The sequence below is a fragment of the Microbacterium sp. Leaf151 genome (genome assembly GCF_001424225.1).
Taxonomy (GTDB): Bacteria; Actinomycetota; Actinomycetes; order Actinomycetales; family Microbacteriaceae; genus Microbacterium.
The window spans coordinates 289,922-305,378 of sequence record NZ_LMOR01000001.1; the positions used below are offsets into that span (position 1 = coordinate 289,922).

At 72.2% G+C, this 15,457-nt stretch carries 16 protein-coding genes and 1 riboswitch; of the genes, 11 read left to right on the plus strand and 5 right to left on the minus strand.

The genetic code is table 11. The annotated features are described in order from the left end of the window. The first annotated feature begins 18 nt into the window (after positions 1-18). The 8 genes from ASF76_RS01195 to ASF76_RS01230 all read left to right on the plus strand — a co-directional run bounded on the left by ASF76_RS01195 (position 19) and on the right by ASF76_RS01230 (position 8,394). Positions 19-1,599: a D-alanyl-D-alanine carboxypeptidase gene (locus tag ASF76_RS01195; protein WP_082484782.1), complete on the plus strand. Its 1,581-nt coding sequence runs from the start codon at positions 19-21 to the stop codon at positions 1,597-1,599. Between the two features lie 3 nt (positions 1,600-1,602). Then, positions 1,603-1,959, plus strand: a complete 357-nt coding sequence (locus ASF76_RS01200; protein ID WP_055951738.1) for a GntR family transcriptional regulator — start codon at positions 1,603-1,605, stop codon at positions 1,957-1,959. Positions 1,960-2,384: 425 nt separating this feature from the next. Then, a complete protein-coding gene (locus ASF76_RS01205; protein WP_082484783.1) occupies positions 2,385-3,746 on the plus strand; it encodes an HNH endonuclease in 1,362 nt (453 codons plus the stop codon). A 111-nt stretch (positions 3,747-3,857) separates the two neighbouring features. Next, a complete protein-coding gene (locus tag ASF76_RS01210; protein ID WP_055951741.1) occupies positions 3,858-4,271 on the plus strand; it encodes a GNAT family N-acetyltransferase in 414 nt (137 codons plus the stop codon). Between the two features lie 26 nt (positions 4,272-4,297). Continuing rightward, the gene (locus ASF76_RS01215; RefSeq protein WP_055951744.1) at positions 4,298-4,963 is read left to right on the plus strand and encodes an SDR family oxidoreductase; all 666 of its coding nucleotides are present in this window, start codon (positions 4,298-4,300) and stop codon (positions 4,961-4,963) included. Positions 4,964-5,303: 340 nt separating this feature from the next. Then, positions 5,304-5,396: riboswitch (TPP riboswitch) on the plus strand. Then, positions 5,388-6,209, plus strand: coding sequence for a hydroxyethylthiazole kinase (gene thiM / locus ASF76_RS01220; protein WP_055951747.1), 822 nt, complete (start codon positions 5,388-5,390; stop codon positions 6,207-6,209). Its footprint overlaps the riboswitch before it by 9 nt. Next, on the plus strand, positions 6,206-6,850 hold the full coding sequence (thiE, locus tag ASF76_RS01225; protein ID WP_055951750.1) for a thiamine phosphate synthase: 645 nt from the start codon (positions 6,206-6,208) through the stop codon (positions 6,848-6,850). Before thiM ends, thiE begins: the two co-directional genes overlap by 4 nt. After that, a complete protein-coding gene (locus ASF76_RS01230) occupies positions 6,847-8,394 on the plus strand; it encodes a bifunctional hydroxymethylpyrimidine kinase/phosphomethylpyrimidine kinase (RefSeq protein WP_082484784.1) in 1,548 nt (515 codons plus the stop codon). The genes thiE and ASF76_RS01230 overlap by 4 nt, the downstream gene beginning before the upstream one ends. Positions 8,395-8,479: 85 nt before the next feature. Here the strand turns inward: ASF76_RS01230 and ASF76_RS01235 are convergent, their stop codons facing one another. The 5 genes from ASF76_RS01235 to ASF76_RS01255 form a co-directional block, all read right to left on the minus strand. Beyond that, positions 8,480-8,662: a DUF5302 domain-containing protein gene (locus tag ASF76_RS01235; RefSeq protein WP_055951754.1), complete on the minus strand. Its 183-nt coding sequence runs from the start codon at positions 8,660-8,662 to the stop codon at positions 8,480-8,482. 62 nt (positions 8,663-8,724) lie between these two features. Beyond that, complete coding sequence (locus ASF76_RS01240; protein WP_055953305.1) at positions 8,725-9,651, minus strand: DnaJ domain-containing protein; 927 nt, start codon at positions 9,649-9,651, stop codon at positions 8,725-8,727. A gap of 85 nt (positions 9,652-9,736) precedes the next feature. After that, positions 9,737-10,315 carry a hypothetical protein gene (locus tag ASF76_RS01245; RefSeq protein ID WP_055951758.1) on the minus strand — a complete coding sequence of 193 codons (579 nt, stop codon included), beginning with the start codon at positions 10,313-10,315 and terminating at the stop codon, positions 9,737-9,739. Continuing rightward, positions 10,312-11,148: an LssY C-terminal domain-containing protein gene (locus ASF76_RS01250; RefSeq protein ID WP_055951761.1), complete on the minus strand. Its 837-nt coding sequence runs from the start codon at positions 11,146-11,148 to the stop codon at positions 10,312-10,314. Before ASF76_RS01250 ends, ASF76_RS01245 begins: the two co-directional genes overlap by 4 nt. A 7-nt stretch (positions 11,149-11,155) precedes the next feature. Further along, positions 11,156-12,220 (minus strand): enoyl-CoA hydratase/isomerase family protein, encoded by a 1,065-nt coding sequence (locus ASF76_RS01255; protein ID WP_055951764.1) that lies wholly within the window; start codon positions 12,218-12,220, stop codon positions 11,156-11,158. Between the two features lie 109 nt (positions 12,221-12,329). Between ASF76_RS01255 and ASF76_RS01260 the strand changes: the two genes are divergently transcribed. From ASF76_RS01260 to ASF76_RS01270, 3 genes are all read left to right on the plus strand, one after another. Further along, positions 12,330-13,514, plus strand: coding sequence for an ABC transporter ATP-binding protein (locus ASF76_RS01260; RefSeq protein ID WP_055951767.1), 1,185 nt, complete (start codon positions 12,330-12,332; stop codon positions 13,512-13,514). After that, entirely contained in the window at positions 13,511-14,329 is an 819-nt protein-coding gene (locus ASF76_RS01265) for an ABC transporter permease (protein WP_055951770.1), read from the plus strand. Before ASF76_RS01260 ends, ASF76_RS01265 begins: the two co-directional genes overlap by 4 nt. A 138-nt stretch (positions 14,330-14,467) precedes the next feature. Further along, positions 14,468-15,286, plus strand: a complete 819-nt coding sequence (locus ASF76_RS01270; RefSeq protein WP_055951773.1) for a sulfite exporter TauE/SafE family protein — start codon at positions 14,468-14,470, stop codon at positions 15,284-15,286. Positions 15,287-15,457 lie beyond the last annotated feature (171 nt).

The following is a 15,457-nucleotide window of genomic DNA, read 5'->3' on the forward strand; positions in this document are numbered from 1 at the left end:
CCGGGGTAGCGTGGGCGGGTGCACGAGCAGACCCCGGCCACGCGACGCGATCAGCGCCGGGGAGGGGTGGCTGCGGATCTCGGCTCCGGGGCGGGCGAGGCGACAACGAACCCGGCGGGCACGGCATCCGGAGCTCCCGCCGACCCGGTGCGAACGGCGGTCGCCTCCTGGTCGCAGGCGACCGCGGCATCCGGAGCACCCGTCGACCCGGTGCGAACGGCGCCCGCCTCCGGAGCGCAGGCGACCGCGGCATCCGGAGCCCCCGTCCTCATCGGAGCGCTGACCTGGCTCGACCCCGACGACGCCGCCGATACGCGGCCCGCACCCGCGTTCGTCGTATCGGGTGCCGCTTCTCGGCCCGTCGACCTGCTGGCGGGCCGTCGCCGCCGTCGTCTTCGCCCGGCGACCGTCATCCCGCCGGTGCTGATCCTGCTCATCCTCGGGCTGTACGCCGCGGCGACCCTGCTGTGGCCGCTGAACGCCGTCGCGCCCACGACCCGCGCCGTCGGTGTGCAACCCGCCGCCGCCCCCGTCGCGGATCCCGCGTGGCCGGCCGAGGGCGAGGCCGCCATCGCGATCGACGGCGTTCCCGAGACGCTGTCGACGGGGGCCACGGCGCCCGAGTCGATCGCGAGCATCACCAAGGTCGTCACGGCCCTCGTGGTGCTCGACCGCCTGCCCCTCGCGCCCGACGAGCAGGGACCGTCGTACGCGTTCACGCAGGCCGACAGTGCCGACTACTGGCAGTACCGCGCCCGCGGGGAGTCCTCCCTCGACGTCCCCATCGACGGCAGCCTGTCCGAGCTGCAGATGCTCCAGGGCATGCTGATCGCCTCCGCGAACAACTACGCCCAGCGTCTGGCATCCGATCTCTTCGGCACGGATGCCGAGTTCTCGGCCGCCGCGAATCAGTACCTCGCCGAGCGGGGGATCGAGGGCATCACGATCGTGAACCCCACCGGTATCGAGGAGGGCAACACCGCCACCCCGGCCGCCCTGATCGCGCTGGCCGAACGGGCTCTCGCCAACCCCGTGATCGCCGAGATCGTGCGGACGCCCGAGCTGACGCTCCCCGGCGCCGGCACGTTCTCGAACGGCAACGCCCTGCTCGCCGATCCGGGCGTGGTGGGCGTGAAGACCGGCACGCTCGACGCGTGGAACCTGCTCACCGCCAAAGACATCACCGTCGGCGACGCCACCATCCGCGCCTACGCCGCGGTGCTCGGCCAGCCCGGACCCGACACCCGCAACCAGGCGACCCGCGACCTGTTCGCGCGCATCGAACAGGAGCTGCAGCCGAGCCCCTCGGTGACCGCGGGCACCGTCGTCGGAAAGGTCGAGACGCGATGGAGCGACGACATCGACCTGGTCACCGCCTCAGACGCGACCGTGGTGCTGTGGAACGGCGGCGCCGCGCAAACCTCGGCCACCTTCGACCTGGGCGGGGCCACCGCCCCCGGCGCGACGGTCGGCACCTTCACCGCGACCGGTCCGGTCGATGCCGACACGGTGGACGTACGGCTCGCCGGCGAGATCGAGCCGCCGAGTCCGTGGTGGCGTTTGACGCATCCGCTCGACCTGTTCGGCCTGAACGACTGACACATGGACTTCTCCCTGGATGCCACGTCGCCCGCGCCGCCGTACGAGCAGGTGCGGGCGCAGGTCATCGCCGCCATCGACGACGGGTCGCTCGTCGCGGGCACGCGCCTGCCGCCCGTCCGGGCGCTGGCCGCCGACCTGAACCTCGCCGCGAACACCGTCGCCCGCGCGTACCGGGAGCTCGAGGAGGCCGGGTACGTCGAGACCCGCGGGCGAGCCGGAACGATCGTTCGCGGCGGCGATGCGGCCTCGTCGCGCGCGGCGCAGGCGGCTCGGGCGTACGCCGACACGGTCCGACGTCTGGGGATCGACCCGGATGACGCGGTCGCGCTGGTGCGGGCGGCGCTGGGCGAGCGCTGACGCGAGCCGTCCCGATGGACTGTGCTGTGGTGCGGGGTGGCGCTGGGCGAGCGCCGGCGCGAGCCGTCCCGATGGACGGTGCTGTGGTGCGGGGTGGGGTGGGTGAGTGTGTCGACCGCGCCGGGAGGTGGCGGGGCGTGTATGAACCACCGGGATCCGCGTCACCGACCCGCGCGCGCCGCGATGTGGCTGAGCGTGTAGAAGCCACCGGTATCTGCGTCGTGGTTGCGCGTGTCGAAGCCATCGGAACATCGTGTGGTCCCACTTCGACGGGCTCAGTGACCTCGGTGAGGGGCGACGATGCCCCCCGGGGCCGGCTCCGCCGACGCTCCGCCCCTCCTCCCCACCCGGCGAAGGAGCGCATCTCTCCCCGAACGCCCCTGGTCGCCCGGTCCGATGTCGGAGGTCGTCGCTAGCATGCACACATGCACTCCGACACCGTCTCCGCACCCCCGCCTGACCCTCCCCCACCAGACCCATCCCGCCCGGCGCGACCCCTCACCGTCGTCCTCGACGACGTCCTGCGCACGGGCGCTGCCCTCGCCGCCGCCGAGGTCGCCCGCACCCGCGCGCTGGCGGAAGCCGGGCACCTCGCCCTCGACGTGATGGCCGACCAACGCGCCACCGCCCGCGCCGCCGAACTGGCGTTACGAGAGGTCGCATCCGAACTCGCCGCCGCCGAGAACCTGTCCGACCGCACCGTGCAGACCCAGATCGGGCGGGCGATGACCCTCGTCGACGACTACCCGCACACCCTCGCCGCATGGGAGGCGGGCGCGATCACCCGCACACACGTGCAGGTCATCATCGACGTCGGCTGCCCCCTCCCCGTCGACGCCCGCGCCGAGTACGACCTGCTCGCCGTGGCCACCGCCGACGGCCTCAGCCCCGGCCGGTTGCGCTCCCGCCTGGCGATGCTCGCCGAACGCCTCCACCCCACCACGATCACCGAACGCCACCACCGCGGCCGCGACACCCGCAGCGTACGCATCGTCACCGGGCAAGACGGCATGTCCGACCTGATCGCCACCCTCCCCACCGTCCTCGCCGTCGGCATCTCCGACCGCCTCACCCAACAAGCCCGCACCATCGTCGACGCCCGCGGCAACACCAATGAAACCCTCACCGATGAGCGCACCACCGCGCAGCTCCGCGCCGACATCCTCACCGACCTGCTGCTCACCGCCGCACCCGAAGCCGACCCCACCCGCACCGACGACGGCCCCGGCACCCTCGGCACCATCCGTGCCCGCATCCAGGTCATCGTCCCCGCCCTGACCCTGCTCACCCCCGACCGAGAGAACCTCGACCCCGCCGAGCTCGTCGGCCACGGCCCCCTCGACGCCGACACCGCCCGCACCCTCGCCGACACCACCACCCTCCCCTGGGACCGCGTCATCACCCACCCCATCACCGGGGCCGTGCTGCACACCGACACCTACCACCGCACCACCGCCATCGACCGCCACCTCCGCGCCCGCGACCGACACTGCCGCTGGCCCGGCTGCACCGTCCCCGCCACCCGCAGCGAAGTCGACCACACCCACGACCACGCCCTCGGCGGCGAAACCACCATCACCAACCTCGCCCACCTCTGCCAACGCCACCACACCCAGAAACAGTTCACCCGCTGGACCGTGAAACAACTCCCCGGGGGAGTCCTCGAATGGACCAGCCCCACCGGCCGCACCTACACCGACGAACCCCTCCCCTACTCCCCCGCCGTCCGCTTCCTCCCCGACGACCCACCCCCACCCGACCCAGAAGAAGGCTCCCCGCCGTTCTGACTCCCTTCCCCCACGTTCCCTCACCGGACTCGCGCGCGCCACAACACACGCACACTCCGCGTCGCCGACTCGCATACCGGTTGTCCACGCCCGGGTCGTCACGGTGAGCACATGGCATCTCCGCGTATGACCATGGACCCCGCCGAGATCGACTTCGACCTCGTGCACCGATGGCTGTCGGAGGACGCGTTCTGGGCGATCGGGCGGAGCCGCGAGACCGTCGATCAGGCTGCCCGCGCGTCGCTCAACTTCGGGGCGGTGGATGCCGACGGAACGCTCCTCGGATACGCCCGTGTCGTCACCGACCACGCGACATTCGCGTGGGTATGCGACGTGTACGTCATCCCCACCGCACGCGGCCGCGGGATCGGACTGCTTCTCAGCGAATCCGTCGTCGCCGTCCTGCGTCCTCTGAACCTCAAACGAGTGCTTCTGTCCACCGTCGACACGCACGGCCTGTACGAGAAGGTCGGATTCGAGAGCTTCCCGAACCCGGAGGGACTCATGCACCTCAGCCGCCCCTAGCGTGCACTCACCCGTACCCTCGTTGCATGCCTCTCGCCCTCGTCACCGGAGCCGCACGCGCGAACAGCATCGCGGCGGGAATCATCCCCCGCCTCGAGTCCGACGGCTGGAACGTCGTGACCAGCGAGCTCGACTCCGGCGACTACCCGTGCGACCTCGTGAGCCCCACGGCACCGACGGAGCTCGTCGAACGCGTTTCGCGGGAGCATGGGCCGATCCACGCCCTCGTGCTGAGCCATGCGCACGGCGTCGAATCCGGCATCCTCGACACCACCGCCGAGAGCTTCGACCGTCACGTCGCGGTCAACGCCCGCGCGACGCTGCTGATGATCGCCGCCTTCGCCCGACAGGTCGACGAGACGGGCGGCGCGATCGTCGCCTTCACGAGCGACCACACCACCGGCAACCTCCCTTATGGCGCATCGAAAGGTGCCCTCGACCGCATCGTCATCTCGGCCGCACGCGAGCTCGGCCCCCGAGGCATCTCCGCCAACGTCGTCAACCCCGGACCGATCGATACCGGATGGATGGATGCCGAGACCCGCGACGCCCTCGCCGGACACCACCCCCTCGGTCGATTCGGCACACCCCGTGACATCGCCGGCATCACCGCATTCCTCCTGTCGGACGAGGGCCGCTGGATCAGCGGACAGCTCCTCCACACCGACGGCGGGTTCTCGGCGCGGTTCTGACGCACGACAGGACCGCGCGGGACCCGGCAGTGCAACGCGACGCCGGAGATCCGTCGCCCGCATAGCGCGCCTCTGCGCCCAACGGAGGGCCGCGACCGACTCTCCTGCCTTGTGTCACGTGCTGCGACGCCCGCGCCCGCTCTCGCCCCCCGTCGGCGCTGCGCATCCCCGCGCCACCAGTCACAGCGCGCGCCGCCCACTCCCACGCCGCCCGTCCCCGCGCCACCCGTCCCCGCGCCACCCGTCCCCGCGCCACCCGTCCCCGCGCCACCCGTCCCCGCGCCACCCGTCCCCGCGCCGCACGCGCCGCGACGCCCTCGCCGGTCGTGCTAGCGTCGCCGGCAGTGACACGGGGTGCCCGCAAGGGGCTGAGAACACACCCGTTGAACCTGATCTAGCTCGTACTAGCGAAGGGATGTCGCGAATGGTCGTTCGCACGTCGTCGTCTCCGTCCACCTCCACACCCGCGTGGGAAGCCGACCCCGCCGGGGCGCTCGCCCGCCTGCGCGAGGCGGCACCGCTCACGCAGTGCATCACCAACGCGGTGGTGACGAACTTCACCGCCAACGCCCTCCTCGCGCTCGGCGCCGCCCCCGCGATGTGCGACATCCCGGGCGAAGCGGGCCTGTTCGCGGGGATCGCCGGCGGCGTGCTCGTCAACCTCGGCACCCCCACCGCCGAACAGCGCGACGCGGCCCGCGAAGCCGTCACCGCCCCGACGCCCTGGGTGCTCGACCCGGTCGCCGTCGGCGCCCTCCCCGTCCGCACGGCCCTGGCCCACGAACTCCTCGCGGCACGCCCGGCGATCATCCGCGGCAACGCGTCGGAGATCCTCGCCCTGGCCGGAGTCGGCGCGGGCGGACGCGGCGTCGACGCGACCGACGCGGCCGAAGACGCCCTCGACGCGGCCCGCGCGCTCGCCGAACGCACCGGCGGAACGGTCGCCGTCTCGGGCGAGGTGGACGTGATCGTGGATGCCGAGCGCACGGCCCGTGTGCCCGGCGGAAGCGCGTTGCTGACCAAGGTCACCGGCGGCGGCTGCGCCCTCGGCGCGGCGATGGCGGCTTTCGCGGCCGTGGCCGAGCCGTTCGAGGCGGCGATCGCGGCGTCCGCCGTGTGGGCCGTGGCGTCGGAGCGAGCGGCATCCGGATCCCGAGGACCGGGATCGTTCGCCGTCGCCTTCCTCGACGAACTCGCCGCGGTGCGACCGGAAGACCTCACGGGCCGGGCGGAGTTCGCACGATGACCGACCTCTCGCTCCACCTCGTCACCGACCATCGCGTCCCCTTCGACCGCCTGCGCGACATCGTCGATCAGGCCGTGGCCGCGGGCGTCACCGTCGTGCAGCTACGCGACAAGGTCGCCGGCGGCGCCGAACTCTTCGCCCGCACCCTCGACCTCGCCGACGTCGTCGCGGGGCGGTGCGCCTTCCTCGTCGACGACCGCCTCGACGTCGTCCTCGCCGCACGTGACCGCGGCGCCCGGGTCGACGGCATCCATCTCGGTCAGAGCGACCTCCCCGTCGATGCCGCGCGCGCCCTGCTCGGCACCGACGCCCTCGTGGGCTGGACGGCGAACACCCCGGCCCACTTCGCCGCGGCCGCCGCCCTGCCGGAAGGCACCATCGACTACCTCGGTGTCGGCGTCATCCGCGCCACGGCGACGAAGCCCGACCATCCGCAGCCCCTGGGTATCCGCGGGTTCGGCGAACTCGCGGCATCCGCCGACCTGCCGTGCGTGGCGATCGGCGGGATCGACGTCGACGACGTCGCCGCCCTCCGCGCGGAGGGAGCGGCGGGCGTCGCCGTCGTCTCGGCGGTGTGCGCGGCCGATGACCCGGGCGCGGTGGTGCGCGCCCTGCGTGCGGCGTGGGGAGCCGTCGCGTGAACGCCGCATCCGTCGACACCGCATCCGCCGCACCGCGGCCCGGGTCGCCCGACGCGACGCGCGCGACACCCCGCGTGCTCAGCATCGCCGGCACCGACCCCACCGGCGGCGCGGGAATCCAGGCCGACCTCAAGTCGATCGCGGCCTTCGGCGGCTACGGCATGGCCGCGGTGACGGCGCTCGTCGCGCAGAACACCCTCGGCGTCCGCGAGGTGCACGTGCCGCCGACGGCGTTCCTCGACGCGCAGTTGCGCGCGGTCAGCGACGACGTCGACATCGACGCGGTGAAGATCGGCATGCTCGGCTCGGCCGAGGTCGTCGCCACCGTCGACGCGTGGCTGGTCGATGTGCTGGCCGACGTGCGCCCCCCGATCGTCGTGCTCGATCCCGTAATGGTCGCGACCAGCGGCGACCGCCTGCTCGACGCCGACGCCGAAGAGGCGGTCAGAGCACTGTGCCGCCGCGCCGACCTCGTCACGCCGAACCTGCCCGAGCTCGCCGTCCTGGTCGGCGCACCCGTCGCCACGAGCTGGGACGAAGCCGTCTCTCAGGCGCAGACCCTCGCCGGGCGAGCCGACACCGCGGTCCTGCTGAAGGGCGGACACCTCGACGGCGCACAGAGTCCGGATGCCATCATCGCCGGCGCCGACGTCCACCCGGTGCCCGGGCGCCGGGTGGCCACGCGTCACACCCACGGCACCGGCTGCTCACTGTCGTCGGCGATGGCGACCCTCGCGGCGCACGGCTTGTCGTGGCCCGAGGCTCTGACGCGCGCGAAGCACTGGCTCACCGGCGCCCTCGAGCACGCCGATGCCCTGCGGGTCGGACGCGGCAACGGTCCCATCGACCACCTGCACGAGCTGCGCCCGCACGTCGAGCTCGGCCCGCGGGTACCGCACGCCGCGCGGAACGCGGCTGCATCCTGGAGCACCGAGCGATGGGATGCCCTGGCCCCGGTGAGAGCCGACGTCGACGCCTGCGCCTTCGTGCGGGGGTTGGCATCCGGCGACCTGGATCGCGACGCCTTCGGCTGGTATCTCGGCCAAGACCTGCTGTATCTCCGCGAGTACGCGCGGGTGCTCGCGCGTGCCGCGGCACTGGCACCGACGGTCGACGAGCAGCGGTTCTGGGCCGAGGCCTCCGTCTCCTGCCTCGAGGAGGAGGCGGCGCTCCACCAGACGCACGTCGACCCGGCGGGGCTCGAGCCCGCGGCATCCACCCTCGACTACACCGACCACCTGCACGCGGCGTCGACCGTGGGCTCCTATGCGGTCCTGGTCGCCGCGATCCTGCCCTGCTTCGTGCTGTACACCGACATCGGCGCCCGCTGGCGGGGGACCTTCGCCGCCGACCATCCCTACGCCGACTGGCTCACCGCCTACGGCGACGAGGCGTTCGCTGCGTCGTCGGCTCGGGCGGCGGCGATCGTGGATGACGCGGCCCGAACGGCATCCGCGTCCGAACGCTCGGCGATGGCCGCGGCCTACGACCGCTCCATGCGCCTCGAGCTGGCGTTCTTCGAGGCGCCGCTGAAGCGCCTGTGAACCGGACGGAGGTGTCGCCGCCGCGAGCGGCGAGGCGACACCTCCGTGCGATCCGATGACCGACCCCGGTGAGAGGGCCGCTGCGTCAGCCGCTCTTGCGGCGGAACTCGCGCTTGGTGACCGCTCCGTGCGTGCCCTGCACGGCGGAGTGGCCGTCGAGGTGCGCCTGACCCGAACGCTGGTGCCCGTTCTTCTTCTCGAGCGCTTCCTTGAACTTGCGTTTCATGTCGTCGGACGCCGAAGCGTCCGAGGTCTCGTCGGTACTCATGGCTCCACCCTAGACATGACCGCGCGAGAGCGGACCATCGAAACAGGACCGTGGGGGTCGTCCTAGACGTGGCGCACGCGCTGCTGCAACCGCGTGCGGATGTCGAACAGCTCGGTCCCGCCGACCTCGCGCGCACCCGGGATGCCACGACGCAGCAGCGTGGTCAACGCGCTGCGCGTGACCAGGGCGACCGGTGTACCGCGCATCTTGCCGAGCTCGGTGACGGCCTCGAGCACGTCGTCGTCAGAGAGCACGACCATCGCACCGCTGAAGCGCACGCCCGCGGACCGCGCGATGACGCGGGCACGCGACACCAACTCGGTCACGGGCGCACCGATGACGTTCGGGCCGCTGATCTCGCCGCGGCGCACGCCGACCGGGCCGCCGAAGTCCTCGCTGAGCAGGGCGTAGAGTCCGCTCGGTCCGAGCACGAGGTGGTCGAGCTTCTGCTCGGGATCGCGTCCGTCACGGTCGGCGAACACGTCGTGCCAGACCGTGTAGCCCATGCCCAGCTCCGACACGAGCCGCGCCGTCTCCTCCTCGGCGAGCGCGTCGGCGAGGATGTGCCGGATCTCGGGCGGAGCCGAGCGCACGAGCGCGGGGTCGTAGGGGTCGGCGATGTCGACGCCGCGACCGACCCACTCGCGGATCAGGCCGAGGTAGCGCTCGCGACGCCAGCCGCCGGGCTGTCCGTACGACCGGGCGCGTGGTCGCGTGTCGGTCGGACGGGAGGGAGCGGATGCCGTGGATCCGCCGCCCCATTCACCCGCGGTGGACCCGCGGCCGCGATCGTAGACGCTGCGGGCCTCGGGCGTCCCGACGAGCTCCCATGCGCGCTGCACCTGCACGAACAGTGCGGCGTCGCCGCCGGTGTCGGGGTGCGTCTCGCGCAACCGTACGCGGTAGGCGCGGCGCAGACCCTCGTCATCGACGTCGGCCGCGACGCGGAGCACCTCGTATGCCGAGGACGACATGGGGCTGTCGAACACGTGCGTCATCCGTTCTGCCGCCCGGGTGCGCGGCGCCTCTCAGGCTAACCCGCCGCGGCCGTGCACGGCCCGTGGCGACGGCGTCTCACACCGCTTCCGCGGCATCCGCCCCTCGACGACGATCCCGGCGCCGCCGTAGGGGGCGACGCGGCCTCCGCGCATAGGCCGCGGCGTCGCGGCTCGACAGGGCCAGCAGCACGAGGATGTCCAGGCTCAGCGTGATCAGGGTCGTCCGCACGGTGATCACCTGCCCGAACTCCCACCACCCCACGAAACTGGCGCTGATCGACGCCACCGATATGACCATCACCAGCACCCGCGCGAGATTGCCCCCGAAGAAGATCCGGATGCCGAAGACCACCTGCACCGCGCAGACGACGGCGACCACGCCGAGGAAAACCGCGGTGTCCACACCCAGGTCGGACACGCTCAGATCGAGAGGCTCGTCGGCGTTCCCGCTCGCCGCGCCCGCGATCTCGCGCAACCATGGGGGGAGGGAGAACGCCACCCCGGCCGCCCACAACGCCCCCGCCGCCGCGCGCAGCAGCACGAGGACGCTGCCGGTGACGATGGAGGCCGGCCGACGCATCGCCGGATCGGCCGTGGTCGGGTCGACCGGCGGCTCGAACGCCACGCGCTTCTCGGGAAGCCGCTCCGCACTCACGGCGCCGACACCCCCTCGGGTGCGGACGGACGCACCGCGCTCACGTCGATGATCGGCAAGTCGCCGTCGGTACTGATGCTGTCGCCCCCGCCGTTTCTCGAGTGGTAGCCGGTGGCGAAGTCGCGGATGACGTCGACCTCGACGCCCGGCACTCCGCGGACGCTCGTGACGATGTGGTCGCGCTCGATGTCGGTGTCGGCGTCGATCCGGTGCGTCACCTGCAACGTGAACAGCGACAGCCCCACCGCGCGGTCGAACGTGCCCGCGGCGAGCCAGTCGACGCGGCGTCCCCCCGGCAGGAGCCACCCGTCCGGGCACTTCCACAGCCGCACGTGGTGGCGCTGGGCGGGAGAGCCCGCGACCTCCTGCTGGTAGGCGAGGTCCTGCATCCGTCCGAAGAGGAACAGCGGACTCACGGGCGCGCGCGGGTAGCTCCGACGGCGCAGCGTCGACACGACGATGCGCCATGACGACCGCAGGCTCACGGGGTCGGCCGGGATCCATCCGGCCGAGGCCATCACGGTCTCGACGTTCTCGCAAGACCCCTGCAGGGCGAGGTTCACGGGATCGCCGAGCAGCCCGTCGGAGGTGCGGGTGCGGCCCATGAAGTAGTCGGGCACGTAGACGGCGGTGAGGATGCGATGAAGCCGCGGTAGCGCGAAGTAGGCGAGCAGCACCCAGAACGCCACCGCCATGAGCACCCCGCCCCACCCGAGCGAGAACGACTGGGTGAGGCTCAGGTAGGCGAGCCAGATCGCGGCAGCACCGGCGAAGACGAAGAAGAACCCGTCGAGGGCCCGACCGATCGACCAGCGACGCCGCGACGGGGTCATGCGCTCGTCACCACAACGCAGGGGTGGGCTCGTAGGCGAACGCCTCGGTGACGCGCTCGGCGGGGAGGTCGTCGAGCCGTACCGGCGACCACGACGGAGAGCGGTCCTTGTCGACGACTTGCGCGCGGATGCCCTCGACCAGGTCGGGCTGCGTGAACGCGAACCACAGCACGAGGCCGTACTCCTGCGCGAGGGCGGCCCGGAGCGACGGCAGCTCGCGTGCCCGGCGGACCGCCTCGAGCGTCACGGTGAGCGCCGTCGGCGACGCGGTCGCGAGCACCTCGGCCGTCTGCTGCGCCTCGGCCTCGGGCCGGGCGCGCAGGCGCTCCAGGATGCCGGGGACATCGGCGGCCGAGAACGCCTCGTCGATCCACTCCCGCTCTGTCTCGAAGCGCGACGGCTCGGGCGTCTCGTCGAAAAGCAGCACCAGCTCGGTCGGGCTGGAGGGGTCCGCACGGTACTCCAGCGCTTCGTAGAGCGCCGGGAGATGGGCGGTGGGCACCATGTGGTCGGCGAAGCCGGCGTAGAGGGCGTCGGCGGCATCCATCGTCCCGCCCGTCAGCGCGAGGTACTCGCCGATCCGGCCGGGCGCACGGCCGAGCAGCCACGACCCGCCCACGTCGGGGGTGAGCCCGATGCGCGTCTCGGGCATCGCCAGACGCGAGCGTTCGGTGACGATGCGGATCGCCGCGTGACCGGCCAGGCCGATGCCCCCGCCCATGCACACGCCGTCGGCGATGGCGACGACCGGCTTCTTCGACGTGGCGATGCGGTGATCGAGGGCGTACTCCTCGCGGAAGAACGCGTGCACCTCGTCGACCCGGCCCCCCACCACCATCTCGTGCAGTGCCCGCACGTCGCCGCCGGCGCAGAAGCCACGCTCGCCCGCTCCGTCGAGCAGCACGATGTCGACGTCGGTGTCGCTCTCCCACCTGTCGAGGGTGAGGTGGAGCGCGCGGATCATGCCGAGGTCGAGCGCGTTGATCGCCGCCGGACGGTTGAGCGTGAGGTGGCCGAGACCACCGCGGCCACCGACCAGGACACTGTCGTTCTCGGTTCGCTCTGCGTGCACGCTGCCACGTTACACAGACCCCGCGCACCGCCTCCGCCTCCGGGAGGATACGTTTTCGGCCCCGGATCGGGGAAGATAGGCGGAACGTCTGCCGAAGGAAAGGGGCCGCATGCCCGACGGACAGGTGCTCGAACTGGCCGGCCTCACCAAACGGTTCGGGGCGATCTCGGCCGTCGACGGCCTGACCGCCCGCATCGAACCCGGGCAGGTCACGGGCTTCCTCGGCCCGAACGGCGCAGGCAAGACGACCTCCCTCCGCATGCTGCTGGGGCTGGTGCGTCCTACCGCCGGCACCGCGACGATCGGGGGCAAGCGCTACGCCGACCTCGCCTCGCCGTTGCAGAGCGTGGGCGCGGCCCTCGAGGCATCCAGCTTCCACCCCGGTCGCTCGGCCGCGAACCACCTGAAGGTCTACGCGCGCGCAGCGAACCTCCCGACCTCCCGCATCGACGAGGTGCTCGGCCTCGTCGGACTCGCCGACGTGGCCGGTCGCCGGGTCGGCGGCTTCTCGCTCGGCATGCGCCAGCGTCTGGGCCTCGCCACGGCGCTCCTCGGCGACCCCGGCGTGCTCGTGCTCGACGAGCCGTCCAACGGGCTCGACCCCGAGGGCATCCGGTGGATGCGCTCGCTGCTGCGCCACCTCGCCGAAGAGGGACGCACGGTGCTCATCTCGTCGCACCTGCTCGCCGAGGTGCAGCAGACCGTGGACGCGCTGCTGATCATCTCGCGCGGTCGCCTGGTGTTCCAGGGCGGCATCGAAGACCTCGCCGACCCCGACGAGTACGCCACGGTCGTCGACTCCCCCGACCGTGCCGCGCTGTCGCGCTTGCTCGAGGACCGCGGGATCGACCACCAGCTGCTGCGCAACGGCTTCACGATCCGCCACCACGAACCGGTCGAGATCGGCGCCCTCGCCGCGGGCGCCGACATCGCGCTGTCGAACCTGCAGAGCAAGGGCGCGAGCCTGGAAGACATCTTCCTCGAGCTCGTCAGTGGCGTGCGCGTGCACGCGAGCGCCGGCGCCGTTCCCGACCCGGTTCCGGATGCCGAGGACGCCCCGGATGCCGTCACCTCGGCGCCCGCACCGATCGCGGCGACCTCTGCATCGGCGGATCCCGACGACGACCCGCGTCCCTCGACGGCCATGGTGGCGGTGACGCCGCCGCCTCGCTCCGCCCGTCCCGCGGCGTCGCCGGCCGACGACGGCCCGCGACGCTCCTATTCCGTCGCATCGACGGGAGTCATCGACATCGTCCCCTCAGCCGCCCCCGATCAGACGGAGGCCCCGCGATGAGCCTCGTCGCCGCGACCCGTTCCGAGTACACAAAGCAGTTCACCACCGCCGGGTGGTGGGTGCTGGGCATCGTGCTCGTCGTCTACGTCGCCTTCACGGCCGGCGTCCTCGCCCTCGTGTTCGGCGGAGTGGCATCCGGTCAGCTGACGGGGTCGCGCGGTCCCGCACTGTCGACCGACGGCATCCCCGCCCTCGTCTACAGCTCCGCGACCGCGGTCGGTTACGTCTTCCCCCTGCTCGTGGGCACGCTGATGGTCACGACGGAGTTCCGGCACAAGACGCTGACGCCGACGTTCCTCGCCACCCCGCGCCGCGGCACGGTGCTCGTGGGCAAGTTCGTCGTCGGCATCGTGGTGGGTCTGCTGTACGGCATCCTGGGCTCGATCGCCGCGCTCGGCGCCGGCGCGGGCGTGCTGAGCATCTTCGGCATCGACACCGCCCTGGGCGCGCCCGACACCTGGGAGCTCGTCGGCCGGATGCTGCTCGCGTTCGCACTGTGGGCGCTCGTCGGCATCGGCGTCGGCACGGTCGTGCGCAACCAGGTCGCCGCGATCGTCATCGTGTTGGCGGTGACGCTCTTCGTCGAGCCGATCGTGCGCACCGCCGGGGGTCTGGTCGAGGGGTTCGCCGGAGTCGTGAAATGGTTCCCGAGCGCCGCGAGCGATGCCCTCGTCGGGCAGACGATCTTCGGCATCATGGGAGCCGCCGGTGGCGACACCCTCGAGTGGTGGGCGGGCGGGCTCGTCCTGCTCGGCTACGCCGTGGTGCTCGTCGTCATCGGACTGCTGACGACCTGGCGTCGCGACATCGACTGAGCACGGCGCTTCGCGGGAACCATGACCCGCGACGGTTGACGGCGGCCGGAGTCGCCGTGCGCCCGCGTTCGCCGGCGCACCTCGGCCGCCACCCGCAGTTGGTTTTGGCGCGACCGGGACCAGCGGCGAGAATCAACCGTGCTCGATGGACCGGTGATCGCGGAGTGGCTGCCGGTGTCGGTGGCATCCCTTCTCCTGCTGCTGGTCGCCGCGGGGGTGGCCGGCTGGGTCGACGCGGTCGTCGGCGGCGGCGGACTCATCCAGCTCCCCGCCCTGGTCATCGCGGTCCCGAAAGACGTGGCGACCCCGTTCATCCTCGGCACGAACAAGCTGTCGTCGTTCTTCGGCACGCTCTCGGCCAGCTGGGTGTACCTGCGCAGGATCCGGGTGCAGCTCGTGCTGCTCATCCCCCTGGTCGCCGGGGCGTACGCCGGATCGACCGTGGGCGCCGCGCTCTCGCGCTACGTGCCTCGCGAGGTGCTGACACCGATCGTGCTGGTCGCGGTGATCGTGGTCGCGCTCTACACCCTCTTCAAGCCGAAGATGGGCCTCGAGCACGCGCCGCGCCACGGCAGCACCGCGGCCATCGCCTGGCGCGCCGCCGCGATCGGTCTGCTGGTCGGCTTCTACGACGGCATCCTGGGGCCGGGGACGGGGTCGTTCTTCGTCATCCTGATCGTCGGGGTGCTGGGCTACGGCTTCCTGCAGGCGAGCGCCAACGCCAAGATCGCCAACCTCACCACCAACCTCGCCGCCCTCGCGGTCTACGGCGTGCACGGCGAGATCCTGCTCGTGCTGGGCCTGGCGATGGCCGTGATGAACATCACCGGCGGGTTCATCGGCGCCCACATGGCCACGCGGCGGGGGAGCGGCTTCGTGCGGATCGTCTTCCTCGTGACCCTGTCGATCCTCATCGTCAAACTCGCGTGGGACACCGTGGTGCAGTTCACGAGCTGACGCGCAGGATCGCTCACCGCCTGCCGACCCGCGGGGCGCGCCGCAGCGCGGCGCATCGTCACCACCTCAGCGATTCGCACGACCTCAGCCGAGATCGCGGCATCCGCGCCGACCTCATACGGATCACGGAGAGCCCGCCGCGCGGACCACGGGGCTGCCACCGCCGGCGGC

Coding starts and splice junctions, on each gene's coding strand:
- ASF76_RS01260 (WP_055951767.1), top strand. CDS start 12,330: ATGCCCGACGGACAGGTGCTCGAACTGGCCGGCCTCACCAAACGGTTC.
- ASF76_RS01235 (WP_055951754.1), bottom strand. CDS start 8,662: ATGAGTACCGACGAGACCTCGGACGCTTCGGCGTCCGACGACATGAAA.
- thiM (WP_055951747.1), top strand. CDS start 5,388: ATGGTCGTTCGCACGTCGTCGTCTCCGTCCACCTCCACACCCGCGTGG.
- ASF76_RS01210 (WP_055951741.1), top strand. CDS start 3,858: ATGGCATCTCCGCGTATGACCATGGACCCCGCCGAGATCGACTTCGAC.
- thiE (WP_055951750.1), top strand. CDS start 6,206: ATGACCGACCTCTCGCTCCACCTCGTCACCGACCATCGCGTCCCCTTC.
- ASF76_RS01200 (WP_055951738.1), top strand. CDS start 1,603: ATGGACTTCTCCCTGGATGCCACGTCGCCCGCGCCGCCGTACGAGCAG.
- ASF76_RS01205 (WP_082484783.1), top strand. CDS start 2,385: ATGCACTCCGACACCGTCTCCGCACCCCCGCCTGACCCTCCCCCACCA.
- ASF76_RS01265 (WP_055951770.1), top strand. CDS start 13,511: ATGAGCCTCGTCGCCGCGACCCGTTCCGAGTACACAAAGCAGTTCACC.
- ASF76_RS01215 (WP_055951744.1), top strand. CDS start 4,298: ATGCCTCTCGCCCTCGTCACCGGAGCCGCACGCGCGAACAGCATCGCG.
- ASF76_RS01250 (WP_055951761.1), bottom strand. CDS start 11,148: ATGACCCCGTCGCGGCGTCGCTGGTCGATCGGTCGGGCCCTCGACGGG.